Consider the following 15,993-nt stretch of genomic DNA (forward strand, 5'->3'; position numbering starts at 1 on the left):
ACAGGGGAGCGACTTAGACCGTGGGCGATGCGCTTTGCAAACGGACGTTCGACGAACGACCTGAAATCACGAAACGCTCGACCGCTCGACGAGCTTGACCGGCACGCGCCTGACGCCTTGCTCTCCCTCGCCTGCCAGCGCAGTTTCGACGAGCAACCTGCCAGCCTCGGCAAAGTCCGGCTCGACGGTGGTCAATGGCGGATTGCTGAATTCGCCCGATCCGAGACCGTCGAAGCCGACCACGCCGACATCGGCGGGGACGTTGAGGTCGCGCATAGCCAGTTCCTCCAGCGCGCCAAGCGCCATGGCGTCACAAGCGAAAAACAGACCGTCGAAATCCGTACCGCTCTCGGTCAGGCGAATAATCGCGTTGCGTCCTTGGGACACCCGGTCCGACCCGACCGAGACGAAGGCCGGTCGCGCTTCGAGGCCCGCCGCTTTCATCCCGGCCTGGTATCCTTCGAAGCGTTCGCGGAACTGCTTTTGCGAAGAATTGGGATCGCCGACGAAGACGATGTCCTTCGCACCGCCCTTGACCAGCCGTTCTACGGCGAGGCACCCGCCGGCCATGTTGTCCGACCGGACCCAGACCGCATCATCGAAGGGAGAACCCCAGAACGCGATGGAAGAACTTTCGTCCGCTACACCGCGGAAATAGTCCCATGCGGGTCCATTGGTGGCCGTGCCGATCACGACCACGCCATCGGCCTGGCGCCGGGCGACATAGTGGCCGAAGAACTCGTCTTGCTGCGCCTGGAACGACACCAGCGCCTCATACCCGCGCTCGGCAGCCGCAGCACAGGTGCTTCCCAGCAGGCTGTAATAGAACGGATTGATCGCTGCGGGCCCCTGCCCTTCGCGTCCGATCACAACGATGGCGATGCTGCCGGTTTCGCCCTTGCGCAGGCCCGCAGCGCGCATGTTGACGTGATAGCCCAGTTCCGCCGCGGCCTGTTCGACCCTGCGGCGCGTGGCTTCGGTTATGGTTTCGGAGCCCGACAGGGCCCGGCTGACCGTAGACTGGCTTACACCGGCTTTCTCCGCGACATCGATCGACGTCACACGGTGCGGCTTGTTTGTCGTCATACCTCTCGTTTGCTCCCTCGGCGCCCCTCTATAGCTAGTGGAAAGACGCGTCGAGTAAAGCCGCCCTGCCCTTGCACCATTTCCTGCCTCGTGGGATGAATAGGCCGGTATCCGAAAGGAACCGGATGGAAAACAGGCGTGAAAATCGACATTTAGTACGCGTTGCCGGTGCCTATCGGGAGCGTCAGGGGGGCTCTCGCGATGTCTGGATCAAGGATGTCTCGGAGACCGGCTGCCGGTTCTTCGACAAGTTTTCGGTTCTCAAGGTGGGCACGGAAGTATCGCTCAAGCTGGGTAACATCGGACCCTTGCACGCCCATATCCGCTGGCGCGAAGGCAGCCTGGTCGGCGCCGAATTCGACCAGCCGCTGCATGAGGCCGTGCTCGGCCATATCGTCGCTTTCATGTCGCAAGACGAGGACTGAACGGCCGCCCCTTGCCCCTGCGGTCTCGGCGCGAGCGAACTGCGCGAGAGGGCCGAGTAATGACTGGTGAAGGCCAGTGAAGTCCCGGCAACGTATTCTGCGAGGCGTAGCCGCCAATTTCGGCTCGGTTGTGACGCGGGTCGCGGCGCAATTTCTCACCCTCCCGATCCTGTTTTCGAGCTGGGACGCAGAGCGCGTCGGCGCCTGGCTCCTGCTGTTTGCCGTGCCAGCCTATCTGGGCTTCGTGTCCTCGGGCTTTAGCGGTGCCGGGGGGAGCGCAGCAGTCGCAGCGCACGAGAAGGGGGAGATGGAACAGGCAAGAGCACACTTCACATCGTCCTGGATCATCGCTTCGGCCTCGACCCTTGTCCTGGCGGCAGCGTTCCCGCTGGCCCTGGCCGAGACCGGAGGGGCCATCGCCGCACTTCGGTCGGTCCCCCAGGACGTGCTCGACCAGACACTGTTCGCCCTGGCGATCTACATCATCGCCAGCAGCCAGGTAGCTACGCTCGAGATACCTTTTCGCGCCGCCGGACGGTATGCCGACCACATCGCGTTGAATTCGGCCTGCATTCTCGCCGAAATCGCCATCATCGCGCTGTGCGTCATTTCGTCCGACGACATCGCAACCCTCGCGATGGTCCTGGCGGCAACGCGGTGTGCGGCGGCAATCTGGATCGCCGTGCTGGCCCGGCGCGCCGCCCCCGGGATGTTTCAAGGTCCAACCGGCGCATGGCGAGATTCCACACGGACGCTGCTGATGCCCTCGCTCGCCTTGATGCTGCTGCCGCTGGTGCATGGGCTCAATCTGCAGGGCTACACGATGGTAATCGGCATATCGTCCGGCGCCGTCATTCTCGCCGGTTTCGTCGCAACACGCACGCTGACCCGCTTGCTCGATCTGTTCACCAGCTTCAGTTTCTCGATGCAGTTCTACGAAAGCGCGCACCTCGATCCGGCGGACCTTGAAACGAGACGGCGCCTGCTGGCGGTGATGACCCTCCTGGCAGCCTTTTTCACCCTTGGTTTCTCCGTGGCGCTGTTGATCTTCGGCGATTTCGCCCAGCGGCTCTTTACCAATGCGCAGACACCGTTCGACCCGGTTCTGGCATCGGTCCTGTTGCTTGCCGCCGGATTGCGCGCGCTATCCGCCGCGCCATTCGCCATGGTTGCAGCAGCCAATCGACACGGCACCACGGTGATGTGGTACTTCCTGGCCTCTCTTGCGGGCCTCGTCCTTGCTGCAATACTTGCCGATCGGGCCTTTGCCCTGCCTCTTGTCCTGGCACCGATCGTCATGGCCGAACTGTTCCAGCTTGTTCCGGCCTTCAGGGAGGCACTCCGGATGTCCGGCCTGAGCCTTGGCGGCTTCGTCGCCAGCCTGTTGTCGCGCGAGCGGATCGGCGATGTCGCCTGGGCTTTGCGGGAATTGCGGAGAAAACGCTGAGCGTCTTGCCGGGTACGATGGTGACGGCCTAGTCTACGACCCGCCGTGTACGATTTCCTGCTCCTCGCATCGTTTCTGACGTTCCTTGCGACGAGCGTCTTCTATTTACGTCACCCGTCGGCCTGCATCATGCATCCGGCGACCTTCTATCTCGCCTTTCACGGCCTGGTCTTCGCGTTCCGGCCGATCCTTGCCCGTGTTTACGATTTCGGCTTCGTCTACCGGCTCTACGATTTCCAGCCATCCATGAGCGACAAGATTACCGTGATACTCGCCACGAATTTGGCGATGATCGTATTCGTCGCTGCGTCTCTATATGTCGCTCCGAGATTGCCGGTTGCCCTGGAACCGGACCGCTTCGAAGCTGCCCGCGCCTCGATGAAGCGCCCTGTTCTCGCAGTGTGCGCCCTTCTCGCGCCATTCGCGATCTGGTCGCAGCTCGGAAACTGGCAGAGGCAAGCGGACAATTACGGTTCGATGATCCGCGACCTGTCGACGGGCGCGGCGATCAATACCGACGCAATCGGATGGTTCACCGATGCTGCGCTGATCCTTGCACCGATTACCGTGCTGCTGATCTGGCTGGCAAAATTCCGCTGGTGGAGTTGGGGCCTGTTTCTTGCTTTCGTCGTCCTGCAGGGCGGCGGCGGCACACGGGGCCCGATCATCTACACTGCGGTGGCAATCGGAATTCTGGCCTTGCTGGAATATCGCAGGCGATGGGTGGACTGGCGCGCCGCAGGTCTGGCGGTGCTGGCGATCCTGACCTTCAACCAGATCGTGACCGACCGCGGCGCCAGCTTGCGCGGCCTCGCGGGTCAGGCTGGCGAGGCCGACTATGCGACCAATTTCGAACTCAGTCCGTTCGAGGGGATGGACTTCGCCAATCTCGAATACTTCGAGTACATCGTCTACGCAGTACCGCAGCGCACGGGCACTTACGACTACTTCGCCAGCAATCTGCAGATATTTACCGAGCCCGTGCCGCGGGTATTCTGGAAAGACAAACCGGTCGGATCGCCAGTCCAGTATTTCAGCCTGTGGGACTATGGCACCCCGATCGGCATGACGGCATCCCTCCCCGGGCAGGGCTGGATGGCGCTCGGCTACCTTGGCGTAGCGATCCAGGCGCTGTTCTTCGCCTTACTGTATTCGGTGGCACTGAGATTTCTACTCGGCAGCCGCGCCACTCCCTTGCGCCAGATCCTCTATGCCCTGATCATCGCGACCGCGATCAATGTCTTCCGCGATGGCACGATTGTAACCTTCGCCCGCCAGGCACCGTTCTATATCGGTCCTTTCCTGATGGTGCTGATGCTTAAACGTATCCTCAGCCCACCCGTCACACATCTCGCGCTTGCAGGCGAGGGCCCCGTAGCGGACTTCCTTGCGCAACCGCCCGGAGAACGCCGGAGAATTTTGGCTGCACAATCCGATCCGCATGATCGCCGTCCAGGGGTCTGAGACCGGGATTCAAGTTGCGGAAAGCAACTGAGACTGGCGCTTCCGCAGATCATGGGTTAGCCTGCGCTTCATGGGAGAGAGACCAATGAGCGACCGCGCCACGGATTTCGACGTTTTGATCGTAGGTGCCGGTATTTCCGGCATCGGCATGGCAGCACACATGACCGCGAAATCGCCGAATCGCAGCTATGCGATTCTCGAACGGCGCGAAAATCTCGGCGGCACCTGGGACCTGTTTCGCTATCCCGGCATCCGCTCCGACAGCGACATGCACACGCTGGGCTTCGATTTCGAACCCTGGAAACACGAGAAGTCCATCGCCGACGGTCCGGCCATCCTCGACTATCTCGAAAGGATCGCCGACGAGCGCGGCATCCGCAAGCACATCCGTTTCGGGCACAAGGTCATCGCCGCCGACTGGCGCGGTGCGGACGCGCGCTGGCATGTCACTGTCGAAGGCGAGGACGGGGAGCGCAAGCACCTCACCGCCAACTGGCTGTATCTCGGGTCCGGCTATTACGATTACGACGAGCCTTACGATCCGGGTTTCGACTTCGGCGAGTTCGAGGGCCAGGTGATCCACCCGCAATTCTGGCCCGAAGATCTCGACTATACCGGCAAGCAGGTCGTCGTGATCGGATCCGGGGCGACCGCCGTTACGATCGTCCCGTCGATGGCCGACAAGGCGGCCAAGGTCACCATGCTCCAGCGCACGCCGACCTGGATGTTCTCGCGCCCTGCGAAAGACGCGCTCGCGAATTTCCTGCGCAAGGTTCTGCCCGAAGAGACCGCCTATCGCATCACGCGCTGGAAGAACATCAAGATGCAGGATTTCAGCTTCAAGATGGCGCGCAACAAGCCGCAGAAGGTAAAAGACGGCCTCCACAAACGCATCCGCAAATCCATGGGCAAGGATTACGACCTGACCCCGTTCACCCCGCCTTATGATCCCTGGGACCAGCGCCTGTGCCTCGTCCCCGACGACGATCTTTTCGAAGCGCTGAAGAGCGGCAAGGCGGACGTGGTCACCGGTCACATCAAAGCCTTCGAAAAAGGCGGCGTGCGGCTACAGGACGATACTTTCCTGCCCGCCGATATCGTCGTCACCGCGACCGGCCTAAAGCTGGCCGTGGCGGGCAAGATCGACTTGTCGCTCGAAGGCGAGAAGGTCGATCTGGCAGACCATTTCTACTACAAGGGCTGCATGTTCTCGAACGTCCCGAACCTTGCGGTAGTGTTCGGATATCTCAATGCCAGCTGGACCCTGCGTGCGGATATCAACTCCGACTACATCTGCCGCGTCCTGAACGAGATGGATGCGGTCGGCGTCGACGTGGCCGTGCCGGTACTCCCGGAGAACCACGATCTGGAGGAGGACGATATCTTTGACTTCTCCTCGGGCTACATCCAGCGCGGCAAGGCCATCATGCCGAAGAACGCGGTCGGCTATCCGTGGCGGCTCAACCAGGAATATGTGCAGGATCGCAAGCGGATGCGCGAAGAGCCGATCGACGACGGGATCCTCGCTTTCAGGCGCAAGGGCGCGAATTCCAAATCGCCCGATGAAACTCTCGAAGCTGCGGAGTAGCTTTCCGCAGCAAGCGACACTACGTCTGTCTGCATGACCAAACGCATCTACACCGCCGGGCTCGTCGTTATCGGGGACGAGATCCTTTCCGGACGTACGCACGACAAGAACATCGCCCAGGTGGCAAGCTGGCTGCAGGTCCAGAATATCAGGCTCGCCGAGGTGCGCGTGGTCCCCGATGTGATCGACACCATCGTCGGGGCAGTGAATGCCCTGCGCGAAAGCTACGATTACCTGTTCACGACCGGCGGCATCGGTCCGACACATGACGACATTACTGTCGATGCAGTGGCAAAGGCGCTGGATGTCGAGGTCGTTATCCACCCCGAAGCGCGCGCGATCCTCGAACGCTATTACGAAGATAAGGGCGGGCTGAACGAGGGTCGCCTGCGCATGGCGCGCGTGCCCGAAGGCGGGGAGCTGATCCCGAACAGGATGTCCGGCGCCCCCGGCATCAAAATCGGCAATCTGCACCTCATGGCCGGTGTCCCGCACATCACCGCAGGCATGCTCGATGCGCTCACCGGAACGCTCGAAGGCGGGGAGCCCCTGCTCAGCGAGACGGTCGGCGGCTTCATTCCCGAAAGCGAAATCTCCACCCAGCTCCGCGACGTGGAGAAGGCGCATTCCGAATGCCAGATCGGCAGCTATCCGTTCTTCCGCGAAGGAAAGGTCGGGTCCAATTTCGTCATCCGGTCGACCGATCGCGCCGCACTCGATGCCTGCATGGCGGAATTGTGCGAGCGCCTGACCGAAGAAGGCTTCGAATTTACCCCCGGCGGAATCTGATCTCCGCTTGCCTTGGGCGGCGCTCGCGCTAGCCTGATTGCAGACAAGGGGGTTTGATGGACTGGTTTCTTATCCTGGTCCTCTTCGGGGTCGCATTCTACCAGCGCACGCATCTGCGCGCCCTTCAACAGCGCCTTGAAGGGCTCGAGGGGTCGCTCGATCATTTGCACGCGCTCCTGAGAGAAGGCGCCCGGGCCACAGCGCCCGAGCGTGAGGAGGCGCCCGCTGCAGCAGAGCCTGTTGCAGATGAGGTCCGCGACGCGCCTGAACCCGCTGCTGCGCGCTCCGTTTCCGTACCCAAATCGGTCAAGCTCGTTGGCGCTCCGGAGGATATCCCGGCGCGGGCGCGTGACGACGCGTCGGGTCAGCCCGATGAGACGCCCGATCTCACCGATCCCGAAAAACCTGGCTTGTTCGAGCGGTTCTCCTTCGATTTCGAGGAGATCTTCGGGCGGAACCTGTTCGTCTGGATGGGCGGCGTCACCCTTGCGGTCGCGGGCGTTTTGCTGGTCCGGTATTCGATCGAGGCAGGCCTGCTGACCTCCAGCGTTCGGGTCGCCCTGTCCTTCCTGTTCGGGATCGGCCTCCTCGGCGGGGCAGAGGCGGCCTATCGCAATGCCGATAAAGTGGGCGACGAGCGCGTTTGCCAGGCCCTCGCAGGGGCCGGCCTCGCCACCCTTTACGCCGGCTTCTATCTTGCCGGCACGCAATACGGGCTGATTGGACAGACCTTCGCCTTCCTAGGCCTTGCGGCCGTCACTGCCCTTGCGATTGCCCTGTCCTACCGGTTCGGCCTGCCAAGCGCAGTCCTGGGCCTCGTGGGCGGTTTTGCCGCGCCTGCGCTGGTAGGCAGCGAAGAGGCGAACCTACCGCTCCTCGCCCTGTATCTTGCCTTGGTGACGGGCGGCCTCACCCAGACCGGCAATCGCCAGCGTCGCCCGTGGCTCGGGATGGCGGCCCTGATCGGCGGCCTCGGATGGGGCGGATTGTTACTCACCGGGACGGGCTTCTCAGCGACCGATATCGTTGCGCTCGGGCTGTTCTTCGTGCTGCTCGGCGCGGTCCTTCCCTCTTTCCTCGCCAGCGAGAAGTTCGAACAACCCCTCCGGCTGGCCGCAGCGGCCATAGCCAGTCTCCAGCTGGCGGTGCTCGTCGATGAGGGCGGCTATTCGCCTTTGGCATGGGGGCTCTACCTCCTGCTCGGCGCGTCGCTCGCGTTCTTCGGTTGGCAGAAGCCGCCAATGCGCCCTACGAATGCGATTGCCGCAGCCATCGGCATCTTGTTGCTCGCCTTCTGGAGCGATCCTGCAACCGGCTCGTTCATTGCGGTCCTGATTGCGCTTGCAGCCATGTTTGCGGGCGTTCCGTTGTTCCATGTGCTGAAGGACAAGGACCAGCTGGTCGACCGCGTCATGGTCGCCGCCGTTTCTGCAGGACTTGGTCTCACCGGCGCGCTGACGCTGGATGGTTCTTCGAGCCTGCTGGCGGGCATCACCTGTCTTGCGCTCGCCGCCCTCCCCGTCGCCGGGGCGAAGGCCCTCTGGAGCCGCCCCGACAGTGTTTCCCTTGCGCTCAACCTTGCGTCCGCCGGTTTGCTTGCGGGACTTGCCGCGAACAGCCTGCTCCCCGAATGGACCCTCCCCATCGCGCTTGGCGCAATTGGCGCTGCGATCGTCTGGACATTGCGTAACCGGTTGACGGAACATCCCGCTTTCCTGGCTACCGCGTCCGCATTCGCCTTCGCCACCATCCTGAGCCTGCCGGGCACCGCTGTCGGGTTGGCCGAAATGGACGCGCTGACAGGTAGCGCGCAGTCTCCCTACTGGCTCGGCCTCCTTCGGTGGCTTGGCGCCGCCTTGCCGCTGCTGGCGCTCGGCTATTTCGCAAAGGACAAGCTGCCGCGCAGCGTTGCGGAATTCCTCGCCGCCCTGGTCGTGTTCGGCGCAGCGCTGCAGGTCCTTCCTCCCATCGCCGCCGTCTGGCTGGCCGCTGCCATGGCCATTCTCCTGCGCTGGAAACAGCAGCAGCGCGAATGGGCAGTGCTGGGACTGGTCCTCGCCACGATTGCCTGGGCTGCAGAACCGCTCACCATCTGGCTCGAAGGTGCAGGCGGCGCATTGTTTGGCGATCCCTTCATGCTGACCGATTTGCCGAGTATCCGGCAAACCCTCGGCTTTATCCTCCCCTTCGCCGTCGCCCTTGCCATGGCGCGGATTACCGAAGGCCGCATTCTCGAGCAGCCGGTCCCGCTGTTCTGGGCGGCGCTGGTCCCGGCCTTCATCACGGCGCATGTCCTGTTCAAGCAGGTCTTTGCGATCGAGACGCTGCCCGCATTCGAGCGTACGGGTCTGGCAGAGCGGATACTGTTCGAAACGCTGTTGCTCGGCGCTGCGTGGCTGGCAGCCAAGGGCATTGCCAGCCTGCGTGCCAGCCCGCTTGTCGCGAGCCTACTGGCCGTCACCGCGCTGGCTCACTTCACGCTCTTTACGGGCTTCTGGCACAATCCGTTGTTCGCCATGCAGGCCGTGGGCCCGGTGCCGGTCGCCAATCTCGCCCTCGCCATGACAGTGGTCGCCGCCGCGATCCTGCTGTCGCTGCGCCTGTGGGTGCCGCGTTTCCGCAGTGCCATCGACGCGGCGATCATGCTGGTCGCGAGTGTCGGCGCGATCGCCCTGCTGCGGCAGGTATTCGCCGGCAGCTACCTGGTCGAGACCCCGATGACGCAGACCGAGGACCTCCTGCGCTCGCTTCTCGGCATCCTGCTCGGCATCGCATTTCTCATGATCGGCAGCCGCCGCGGCGAACGCAGCTGGAGGATCGGTTCGCTGGTCCTGATGACCGGGACCGTCATCAAGGTATTCGGCTTCGATGCCGCAGGGCTCGAAGGCCTGCTGCAGGTGGCTAGCTTCCTGGCGCTGGGTGCCAGCCTGATCGGGATCGGCTGGTTCTACAAACGCCAATTGCGCGCCGCCCCGCAGGACTGAAGCTCACGCCCCAAAGAGAAAGGGCCGGAGGTTTCCCCCCGGCCCGTTTCTTTTGCGCTATCAGTGAGCGGGTAGGAAAGAGCCTTACGCTCCCTCCACCTCGCCGAGGTCGACCTTGAGGCCCGGGCCCATCGAGGAGGTTAGCGTGACCTTCTTGACGTACTTGCCCTTGGCACCCGTCGGCTTCGCCTTGACGATCGCATCGGTCAGGGCCTTGAAGTTTTCCTTCAGAGCGTCGTCCTTGAACGACAGCTTGCCGATGCCCGAGTGGATGATGCCCTGCTTCTCGACGCGGAATTCGACCTGGCCGCCCTTGGCGTCCTTCACGGCCTGTTCCACGTTCGGGGTCACGGTGCCCAGCTTCGGGTTCGGCATCAGGCCCTTGGGACCGAGGACCTTACCGAGACGGCCGACGACGCCCATCATGTCCGGCGTGGCGATCACGCGGTCATAGTCGAGGTTGCCGTTCTGCATGTCTTCCATGAGGTCTTCCGCACCGACCTTGTCGGCGCCGGCGGCGGTTGCCTTCTCGGCATTTTCGCCACGAGCGAAGACGGCGACCTTCACGTCCTTGCCGGTGCCGCTCGGGAGCGAAACCATGCCGCGGACCATCTGGTCAGCGTGACGCGGGTCGACACCCAGGTTCATCGCGACTTCGACGGTTTCGTCGAACTTCGCCTTGTGCTCGCGCAGCGTGGCGAGAGCTTCGTCGACGGTGTACAGCTTTTCGCTGTCGAGCTTCGCGCGGACCTGCTGGTTCTTCGTCTGCTTAGCCATGTTCTTAGCCCTCCACCACTTCGAGGCCCATCGAACGCGCACTGCCTTCGATGATCTTCATGGCCTGGTCGATATCGTTCGCGTTGAGGTCGGCCATCTTGGCTTCGGCGATTTCCTTCACCGCGCTCTGCTTGATGGTCCCGGCCGAAACCTTGCCCGGCTCCTTCGAGCCCGACTTCAGCTTGGCAGCCTTCTTGAGGTAGTACGATGCCGGCGGCGTCTTGGTGACGAAGCTGAACGAACGATCGGCATAGACCGTAATCACGGTCGGGATCGGAGCGTTCTTTTCGAGGTCCTGCGTGGCAGCGTTGAACGCTTTGCAGAACTCCATGATGTTCACGCCGCGCTGACCCAGCGCCGGGCCGATCGGGGGTGACGGGTTTGCAGTGCCCGCGGGCACCTGCAGCTTGATATAGCCTTCGATCTTCTTGGCCATTACGGCCTCCTTTCACACTGTCGGCCGCGCTCTTGGGAGGGCAGCCTCATGTTAAGCGGTCGAGCGGTCCGCGAAGCAGACCTCCCGCGTGGGTATCCTAGCCATGGGCTTGGGAAGGCGCGCACATAGCGATTCTGCGCCCGATTGCAAGTGCGAAGCGCCGTGTAGGGCGCCATTTGGACTTGCCCGCGCACTGCCCTACAGAGTGGAACATGTGGAACAGGGTCCTGGCGCATAAATCTCTAGCGGCGATGGCAGCGGCTTGTGACAGCGTCTACAGCGGAATTGAGGGACTCTTGCATGTCAGGCAATTTACCTGTCGCTTGTAATTGTAGGAAACCGTCATCTACAGACAGGGTAAATTCTTCCCTTTCCCGAACAAGAGGTTCTGTTAAGGACTCGATTATAGAATTCGGCGGGACTTTTACTGAGGGGTGGCTGGAATGTTTCGTATTGCGATCGAAGTGAGGGATCTCATCTCGAGCAATGTGTCGAGCGCGCTGGACAAGGCGTCCGATCCGGCCAAGCTGTTGCTGCGCCTCCAGCGCGAAATCGAGGAAGCGCTGGTCGGCCTGACAGGCGATATGAGCAAAGCCCGCCGCTACAAGGTGCGGCTGGATAGCCGCCTCGAAGATACCCGCGCCCAGATCGATGAATGGCAGGACAAGGCGAAGTCGGCGATGAACAAGGGCCGCGAGGATCTTGCCCGCCAGGCGCTGATCGCCCGCGAGGATACACGGCTGTCGGTCGGCAAGATTGAGGAAGAGATTGCCGCCATCGAAGCAGGCCTTGTCGACATGCAGGAGGTCGAGTTGCAGCTCGAAGCCAAGCGCGACGATGTGCGGGCGCGCCTGGCCGACCAGCTGGCTGCCGATCGCCTCGCGCCCGTCGCGAGCGGGAACACGGCCCGCGAAAGCTCGGTCGATCGCAGGCTTGGCCGTATCGAGACACTCGAGAAGCGTACCGGCTATGCGCTCGACGGTTCGCACGCAGCTACCCGCAAGGCCGCGGTCGAGCGCGAACTGGACGATATGCGCCGCGAAAGCGCCGTCGAGGATGAACTTGCCGCGATGCGCGCGAAATCCGGTAGCTGAGCCGGACACCCCTGCACTGCCCTGGAGACCTAAGGCTGGGGATTTACCCGTTCCATCCCCTTGATGCGACGCACCCCGTGCTGGATGCATCCGGAAGACCAGCAGGGGATGGGTAGGAATGACCGGCACCGCGACCACTGAGAACAGCCTGACCGGGGTCGAGAATTCACCCGTTTCGCAAGCGGCGGCGGTGCCCGGCACGCTCGGCTGGGGACGCTTCATCCTCCAGTTCGTGACTGTAACCATCGTGTTCATCCTTGCGTCGGTGCCGGCGGTACGCATGCTGGGCATGACGTCCGAAGGGCTGATCGGATCGGTGGTGGGCAGCATGGCCGCCGCGCTTCTGCTGTGCTGGTTCTGGCTGAGCCGCGATGGCCATCTCGCCGCTGCGTGGAACCTTCGTGCGCCAAGAAGCTGGGGCAATACCTTCGCCCTCGCCTCGCTCGCGACCGTGCTGATCATCGCGTGGTTCCAGGCGGGATCGTGGCTGGTCAGCCAGCTCGGCATCGACACGCCCAATGTCGTGGCGGTGATGGATTTCGTGACCGAAAGCCCGGCGAGCTTTGCGATGTGGATCGTCTTCGTCGCCTGGTTCGCAGCCGGTTTCGGGGAGGAATTGCTCTATCGCGGCTTCCTGATGGACCGGCTGCAGCGCCTGCGCGGCATAGGCGACAAAATGTGGCTGGTGATCGTGGTCCAGGCGGTGCTGTTCAGCTTTCCCCACCTTTACCAGGGACTGGGCGGCGTCCTCATCACCGGGGTCGTCGGGGCGGGGCTCGGCTATCTGCGCGTCAAGTGCGGCGGCAATCTGTGGGCCTGCATCCTTGCCCACGCCGCAGTCGACACGATCATGATGAGCCTCGCCTACGCCAACAGCCTGGGCATGCTCGGCACCAGCTGAGGGCGCAGACGCAGATACGAAAAGGGGCGCCCCTTTCTTGCGAGGAGCGCCCCTTTTTCGAATCGCCGATGTCTTGCCGTTACTTGACCAGTTCGACCTGCTCGAATTCCAGTTCGACCGGGGTCGCGCGGCCGAAGATCGAGACCGAAACCTTGACCTTCTGCTTGTCGAAATCGAGTTCCTCGACAAGGCCGTTGAAGCTGGCGAAGGGGCCGTCGAGCACCTTGACCTGGTCGCCGATTTCGTAATCGACGCTGACCTGCTTCTTGGGAGCGGATTTCGCTTCTTCGACACCGCCGAAATAGCGCGCAGCTTCTTTCTCAGAGATCGCCTGCGGCTTGTTGTTGTTGCCGAGGAAACCGGTGACCTTGGGCGTGTTCTTCACGAGGTGGTACACATCGTCGGTCATGTTCAGCTTGGCCAGCACGTAGCCGGGCATGAACTTGCGCTCTACCTGGACCTTCTTGCCGCGCTTCACTTCGGTGACGGTTTCGGTCGGGACTTCGACTTCTTCGACGCCTTCGGACAGGCCAAGACGCTCTGCCTCGGCGATGATCGAATCGCGAACCTTGTTCTCGAAGCCGGAGTAGGCGTGGATGATGTACCAGCGTGCCATGATCTAAATCTTTATCCTGTCGGAGTGTCGTGTCGGGCCGTTATGCCTGTCAGGCGAGGGTCATGAGCCAGCGCACAACTGCGCCGAACACCGAATCCACGCCGAGGAAGAAGAGCGAGAGGATCACCATCATGATGAAGACGAAGATCGAAATACGGATCGTCTCCTCGCGCGTCGGCCATACGACCTTGCGGCCTTCGGTCTGCACCTGCCGGATGAATTCGGCGGGGGAGGTCTTGTTTCCTTTGTCGGCCATGGCCTGTCACTCTCGCACTTGAACTGCTCGTGCCTTCCGGGATGGGGGTTTCGCCGCCCCGGTTCAAGTCCGGGAGGGGCTGTATCCATCATCGATGTCGGAAGACGAGAAGCCATGTAGGCTCCACCCGCGCAAAACGCAAGCGGGGGAGAGGCGCGCATTTGCGTCTTTCCAAGGCGACCAAGCATCTCTAGCGTGCCCCACTTGATTTCAAGGGACGCGAGAGGGGTTTCCTAACCATGGCAACAAGCCAGGCACCAAGTCTTGGCGATCGGCTGGTAGAGCCGGTTACCAACATATCCGATTTCATTTGGGTCGGGACGTGGAACGGGGCGGAAGTCCTCCCCTTCCCGCCGATGACCATCATCCTGCTGGGCATCGGCCTGTGGATCATGATCGGGCTGCGGTTCTATCCGATCATCAAGCTGGGCAGCGCCTTCAAGGGCTTGTTTGCCGGCCGCAAGAGCCAGGGCGAAGGCGAAATCTCGCCCTTCGCCGCGCTTTCCACCGCACTGTCCGGACAGGTCGGAACGGGTAACCTTGCGGGTGTGGCCACGGCCATCGCGCTGGGTGGACCCGGGGCGATCTTCTGGATGTGGATCACCGCGCTGTTCGGCATGGCCCTGGCCTTTGCCGAAGGTTCGCTGGCCATCCGCTATCGCGAACGCACCAGCGACGGTGTGCTGCGCGGCGGCCCGATGACCTACATCATGATGGGCCTGGGCAAGAAATGGACCTGGCTTGCCGTGGTCTTCTGCCTCGGCACGCTGTTCTCCGCGCTCGTCACCGGCAACTCGATCCAGGCGAACGCGGTGGCAGACGGCCTCAACGAGCTGTTCGGCATCGAGGAATGGCTCGGCGGCCTGATCGTTGCGATCCTCGTCTTCATCGTCATCATCGGCGGCATCAAGTCGATCGGCAATGTGGCCGAAAAGGTCGTGCCGTTCATGGCGGCGGCCTATATTTTCATGGCAGTGATCGCGCTGATCCTGAACTTCGGCGACCTGGGCGAAACCTTCTCGCTGATCTTCAACGGTGCGTTCAACCCGCAGGCGGCGAGCGGCGGCTTCGTCGGCGCGGCGATCATCATCGCAATCCGCGCTGGTGTCGCACGCGGCCTGTTCTCCAACGAGGCAGGTCAGGGTTCCACCGCCATCGCGCACGCCGTGGCACAGACGAACGATCCCGAAACGCAGGGTCGCATGGCCATGCTCGGCACGTTCATCGACACGATCGTGATCTGCACCATGACCGCACTGGTCATCCTGACCGTGCGCGGCGACTTCACTGCCGGCGGCGAGGCCGTGCTCCACGCATGGCAGTCCGACCGGGTCGGGTTCGAGATGACGAGCGGTGCTTTCGCCGCCGCCTTCCCGTTCACGCTGGCAGGCGTCCCCATCGGAACGCTGGTGGCCTCGATCGCGCTGATCCTGTTCGTCTTCACCACGCTGCTGACGTGGTCGTATTACGGCGAACGGGCGATCACCTTCCTCTACGACCGGATGAAGGGTTCCACCCGCTCGGGCGAGAAGAAGCTGCACATGGCGTGGCGCGTGCTGTGGTGTGTGGTGATCTTCCTCGGCGCGGCGCAGCCGTCCGAACTGGTCTGGCGCCTCGGCGATATCTCCAATGCGGCGATGGCGCTGCCCAACCTGCTGGCCCTCGCCCTGCTGAGCGGTGTGGTGTTCAAGCTCGCGAAGGGCGAGAAGGATGCCGGCCCCACGCACACCGCCGATACGCCGGAGGAGCCGGAAGAGTACTGACCTCTTCCGGCCTTGTGCACGCACAAAAATCAGGGGCCGGGGGTCTTTCGACCTCCGGCCCCTTCTCTTTTACGGGTGTCCTTGAGACTGAACCGCTTAGCGAGCCCCGAACAGGCGGGCGAAGAAACCCGGCTGCTCCATCGGGAGGATCTTGCCGTGGTGCTTATAGCGCAGGGACGCGTCGCTATAGGCCTTGGGCTTAACCCACCCATCGGGGCGGCTACTATGGAAGGACAAGCTCGACATGGGTTACCTCCATGAAATACTTTCCCACCGTCCTGCCGCGTAAAACCCCTTAGTCGCCAATCCGGTTCCCGACATTCTGCCGCGCAGGCAGGGGCGTGTCCCGTTGCGGGACTCCGCCCCC

15 protein-coding genes are annotated in these 15,993 nt (G+C 62.6%); 9 read left to right on the forward strand and 6 right to left on the reverse strand.

What is annotated here, in order from left to right:
* Positions 1–66 precede the first annotated feature (66 nt).
* Positions 67–1,086 (reverse strand): LacI family DNA-binding transcriptional regulator, encoded by a 1,020-nt coding sequence (locus tag K3179_RS02850; RefSeq protein WP_221562376.1) that lies wholly within the window; start codon positions 1,084–1,086, stop codon positions 67–69.
* Positions 1,087–1,211: 125 nt separating this feature from the next.
* On the opposite strand from K3179_RS02850, the gene K3179_RS02855 reads away from it, so the two are divergent.
* The 6 genes from K3179_RS02855 (at position 1,212) to K3179_RS02880 (ending at position 9,783) form a co-directional block, all read left to right on the forward strand.
* Positions 1,212–1,511 (forward strand): PilZ domain-containing protein, encoded by a 300-nt coding sequence (locus K3179_RS02855; RefSeq protein WP_221562377.1) that lies wholly within the window; start codon positions 1,212–1,214, stop codon positions 1,509–1,511.
* 76 nt (positions 1,512–1,587) lie between these two features.
* The gene (locus K3179_RS02860) at positions 1,588–2,958 is read left to right on the forward strand and encodes a hypothetical protein (RefSeq protein WP_221562378.1); all 1,371 of its coding nucleotides are present in this window, start codon (positions 1,588–1,590) and stop codon (positions 2,956–2,958) included.
* A gap of 45 nt (positions 2,959–3,003) precedes the next feature.
* Positions 3,004–4,422, forward strand: a complete 1,419-nt coding sequence (locus K3179_RS02865; RefSeq protein WP_221562379.1) for an O-antigen polymerase — start codon at positions 3,004–3,006, stop codon at positions 4,420–4,422.
* A gap of 85 nt (positions 4,423–4,507) precedes the next feature.
* Positions 4,508–6,010: a flavin-containing monooxygenase gene (locus K3179_RS02870; protein WP_247712777.1), complete on the forward strand. Its 1,503-nt coding sequence runs from the start codon at positions 4,508–4,510 to the stop codon at positions 6,008–6,010.
* Positions 6,011–6,043: 33 nt separating this feature from the next.
* A complete protein-coding gene (locus K3179_RS02875) occupies positions 6,044–6,799 on the forward strand; it encodes a competence/damage-inducible protein A (RefSeq protein WP_221562381.1) in 756 nt (251 codons plus the stop codon).
* A 56-nt stretch (positions 6,800–6,855) separates the two neighbouring features.
* Positions 6,856–9,783: a DUF2339 domain-containing protein gene (locus K3179_RS02880; protein ID WP_221562382.1), complete on the forward strand. Its 2,928-nt coding sequence runs from the start codon at positions 6,856–6,858 to the stop codon at positions 9,781–9,783.
* 84 nt (positions 9,784–9,867) lie between these two features.
* Here the strand turns inward: K3179_RS02880 and rplA are convergent, their stop codons facing one another.
* Positions 9,868–10,560: a 50S ribosomal protein L1 gene (rplA, locus tag K3179_RS02885; RefSeq protein ID WP_221562383.1), complete on the reverse strand. Its 693-nt coding sequence runs from the start codon at positions 10,558–10,560 to the stop codon at positions 9,868–9,870.
* 4 nt (positions 10,561–10,564) lie between these two features.
* Entirely contained in the window at positions 10,565–10,996 is a 432-nt protein-coding gene (gene rplK, locus K3179_RS02890) for a 50S ribosomal protein L11 (RefSeq protein ID WP_221562384.1), read from the reverse strand.
* A 443-nt stretch (positions 10,997–11,439) separates the two neighbouring features.
* Between rplK and K3179_RS02895 the strand changes: the two genes are divergently transcribed.
* Both K3179_RS02895 and K3179_RS02900 read left to right on the forward strand, forming a co-directional pair.
* Complete coding sequence (locus K3179_RS02895; RefSeq protein WP_221562385.1) at positions 11,440–12,090, forward strand: PspA/IM30 family protein; 651 nt, start codon at positions 11,440–11,442, stop codon at positions 12,088–12,090.
* 118 nt (positions 12,091–12,208) lie between these two features.
* A complete protein-coding gene (locus K3179_RS02900) occupies positions 12,209–12,991 on the forward strand; it encodes a CPBP family intramembrane glutamic endopeptidase (protein ID WP_221562386.1) in 783 nt (260 codons plus the stop codon).
* A gap of 79 nt (positions 12,992–13,070) precedes the next feature.
* On the opposite strand, the gene nusG is transcribed toward K3179_RS02900, so the two are convergent.
* Positions 13,071–13,607 carry a transcription termination/antitermination protein NusG gene (gene nusG, locus K3179_RS02905; protein ID WP_100260495.1) on the reverse strand — a complete coding sequence of 179 codons (537 nt, stop codon included), beginning with the start codon at positions 13,605–13,607 and terminating at the stop codon, positions 13,071–13,073.
* Positions 13,608–13,656: 49 nt separating this feature from the next.
* Positions 13,657–13,863, reverse strand: a complete 207-nt coding sequence (gene secE / locus K3179_RS02910; protein ID WP_100260494.1) for a preprotein translocase subunit SecE — start codon at positions 13,861–13,863, stop codon at positions 13,657–13,659.
* 239 nt (positions 13,864–14,102) lie between these two features.
* On the opposite strand from secE, the gene K3179_RS02915 reads away from it, so the two are divergent.
* A complete protein-coding gene (locus K3179_RS02915; RefSeq protein ID WP_221562387.1) occupies positions 14,103–15,626 on the forward strand; it encodes an alanine/glycine:cation symporter family protein in 1,524 nt (507 codons plus the stop codon).
* Between the two features lie 96 nt (positions 15,627–15,722).
* On the opposite strand, the gene K3179_RS02920 is transcribed toward K3179_RS02915, so the two are convergent.
* The gene (locus tag K3179_RS02920) at positions 15,723–15,872 is read right to left on the reverse strand and encodes a hypothetical protein (RefSeq protein ID WP_177201804.1); all 150 of its coding nucleotides are present in this window, start codon (positions 15,870–15,872) and stop codon (positions 15,723–15,725) included.
* Between the last annotated feature and the right edge of the window lie 121 nt (positions 15,873–15,993).

The organism is Qipengyuania intermedia, assembly GCF_019711615.1.
GTDB classification, from domain to species: domain Bacteria; phylum Pseudomonadota; class Alphaproteobacteria; order Sphingomonadales; family Sphingomonadaceae; genus Qipengyuania; species Qipengyuania intermedia.

What these genes read in the sequence shown, in the direction of transcription:
- nusG (WP_100260495.1), bottom strand. Translation starts at nt 13,607, where the DNA reads ATGGCACGCTGGTACATCATCCACGCCTACTCCGGCTTCGAGAACAAG.
- K3179_RS02850 (WP_221562376.1), bottom strand. Translation starts at nt 1,086, where the DNA reads ATGACGACAAACAAGCCGCACCGTGTGACGTCGATCGATGTCGCGGAG.
- K3179_RS02920 (WP_177201804.1), bottom strand. Translation starts at nt 15,872, where the DNA reads ATGTCGAGCTTGTCCTTCCATAGTAGCCGCCCCGATGGGTGGGTTAAG.
- rplK (WP_221562384.1), bottom strand. Translation starts at nt 10,996, where the DNA reads ATGGCCAAGAAGATCGAAGGCTATATCAAGCTGCAGGTGCCCGCGGGC.
- K3179_RS02900 (WP_221562386.1), top strand. Translation starts at nt 12,209, where the DNA reads ATGACCGGCACCGCGACCACTGAGAACAGCCTGACCGGGGTCGAGAAT.
- secE (WP_100260494.1), bottom strand. Translation starts at nt 13,863, where the DNA reads ATGGCCGACAAAGGAAACAAGACCTCCCCCGCCGAATTCATCCGGCAG.
- K3179_RS02870 (WP_247712777.1), top strand. Translation starts at nt 4,508, where the DNA reads ATGAGCGACCGCGCCACGGATTTCGACGTTTTGATCGTAGGTGCCGGT.
- K3179_RS02895 (WP_221562385.1), top strand. Translation starts at nt 11,440, where the DNA reads ATGTTTCGTATTGCGATCGAAGTGAGGGATCTCATCTCGAGCAATGTG.
- K3179_RS02880 (WP_221562382.1), top strand. Translation starts at nt 6,856, where the DNA reads ATGGACTGGTTTCTTATCCTGGTCCTCTTCGGGGTCGCATTCTACCAG.
- rplA (WP_221562383.1), bottom strand. Translation starts at nt 10,560, where the DNA reads ATGGCTAAGCAGACGAAGAACCAGCAGGTCCGCGCGAAGCTCGACAGC.
- K3179_RS02875 (WP_221562381.1), top strand. Translation starts at nt 6,044, where the DNA reads ATGACCAAACGCATCTACACCGCCGGGCTCGTCGTTATCGGGGACGAG.
- K3179_RS02915 (WP_221562387.1), top strand. Translation starts at nt 14,103, where the DNA reads ATGGCAACAAGCCAGGCACCAAGTCTTGGCGATCGGCTGGTAGAGCCG.
- K3179_RS02855 (WP_221562377.1), top strand. Translation starts at nt 1,212, where the DNA reads ATGGAAAACAGGCGTGAAAATCGACATTTAGTACGCGTTGCCGGTGCC.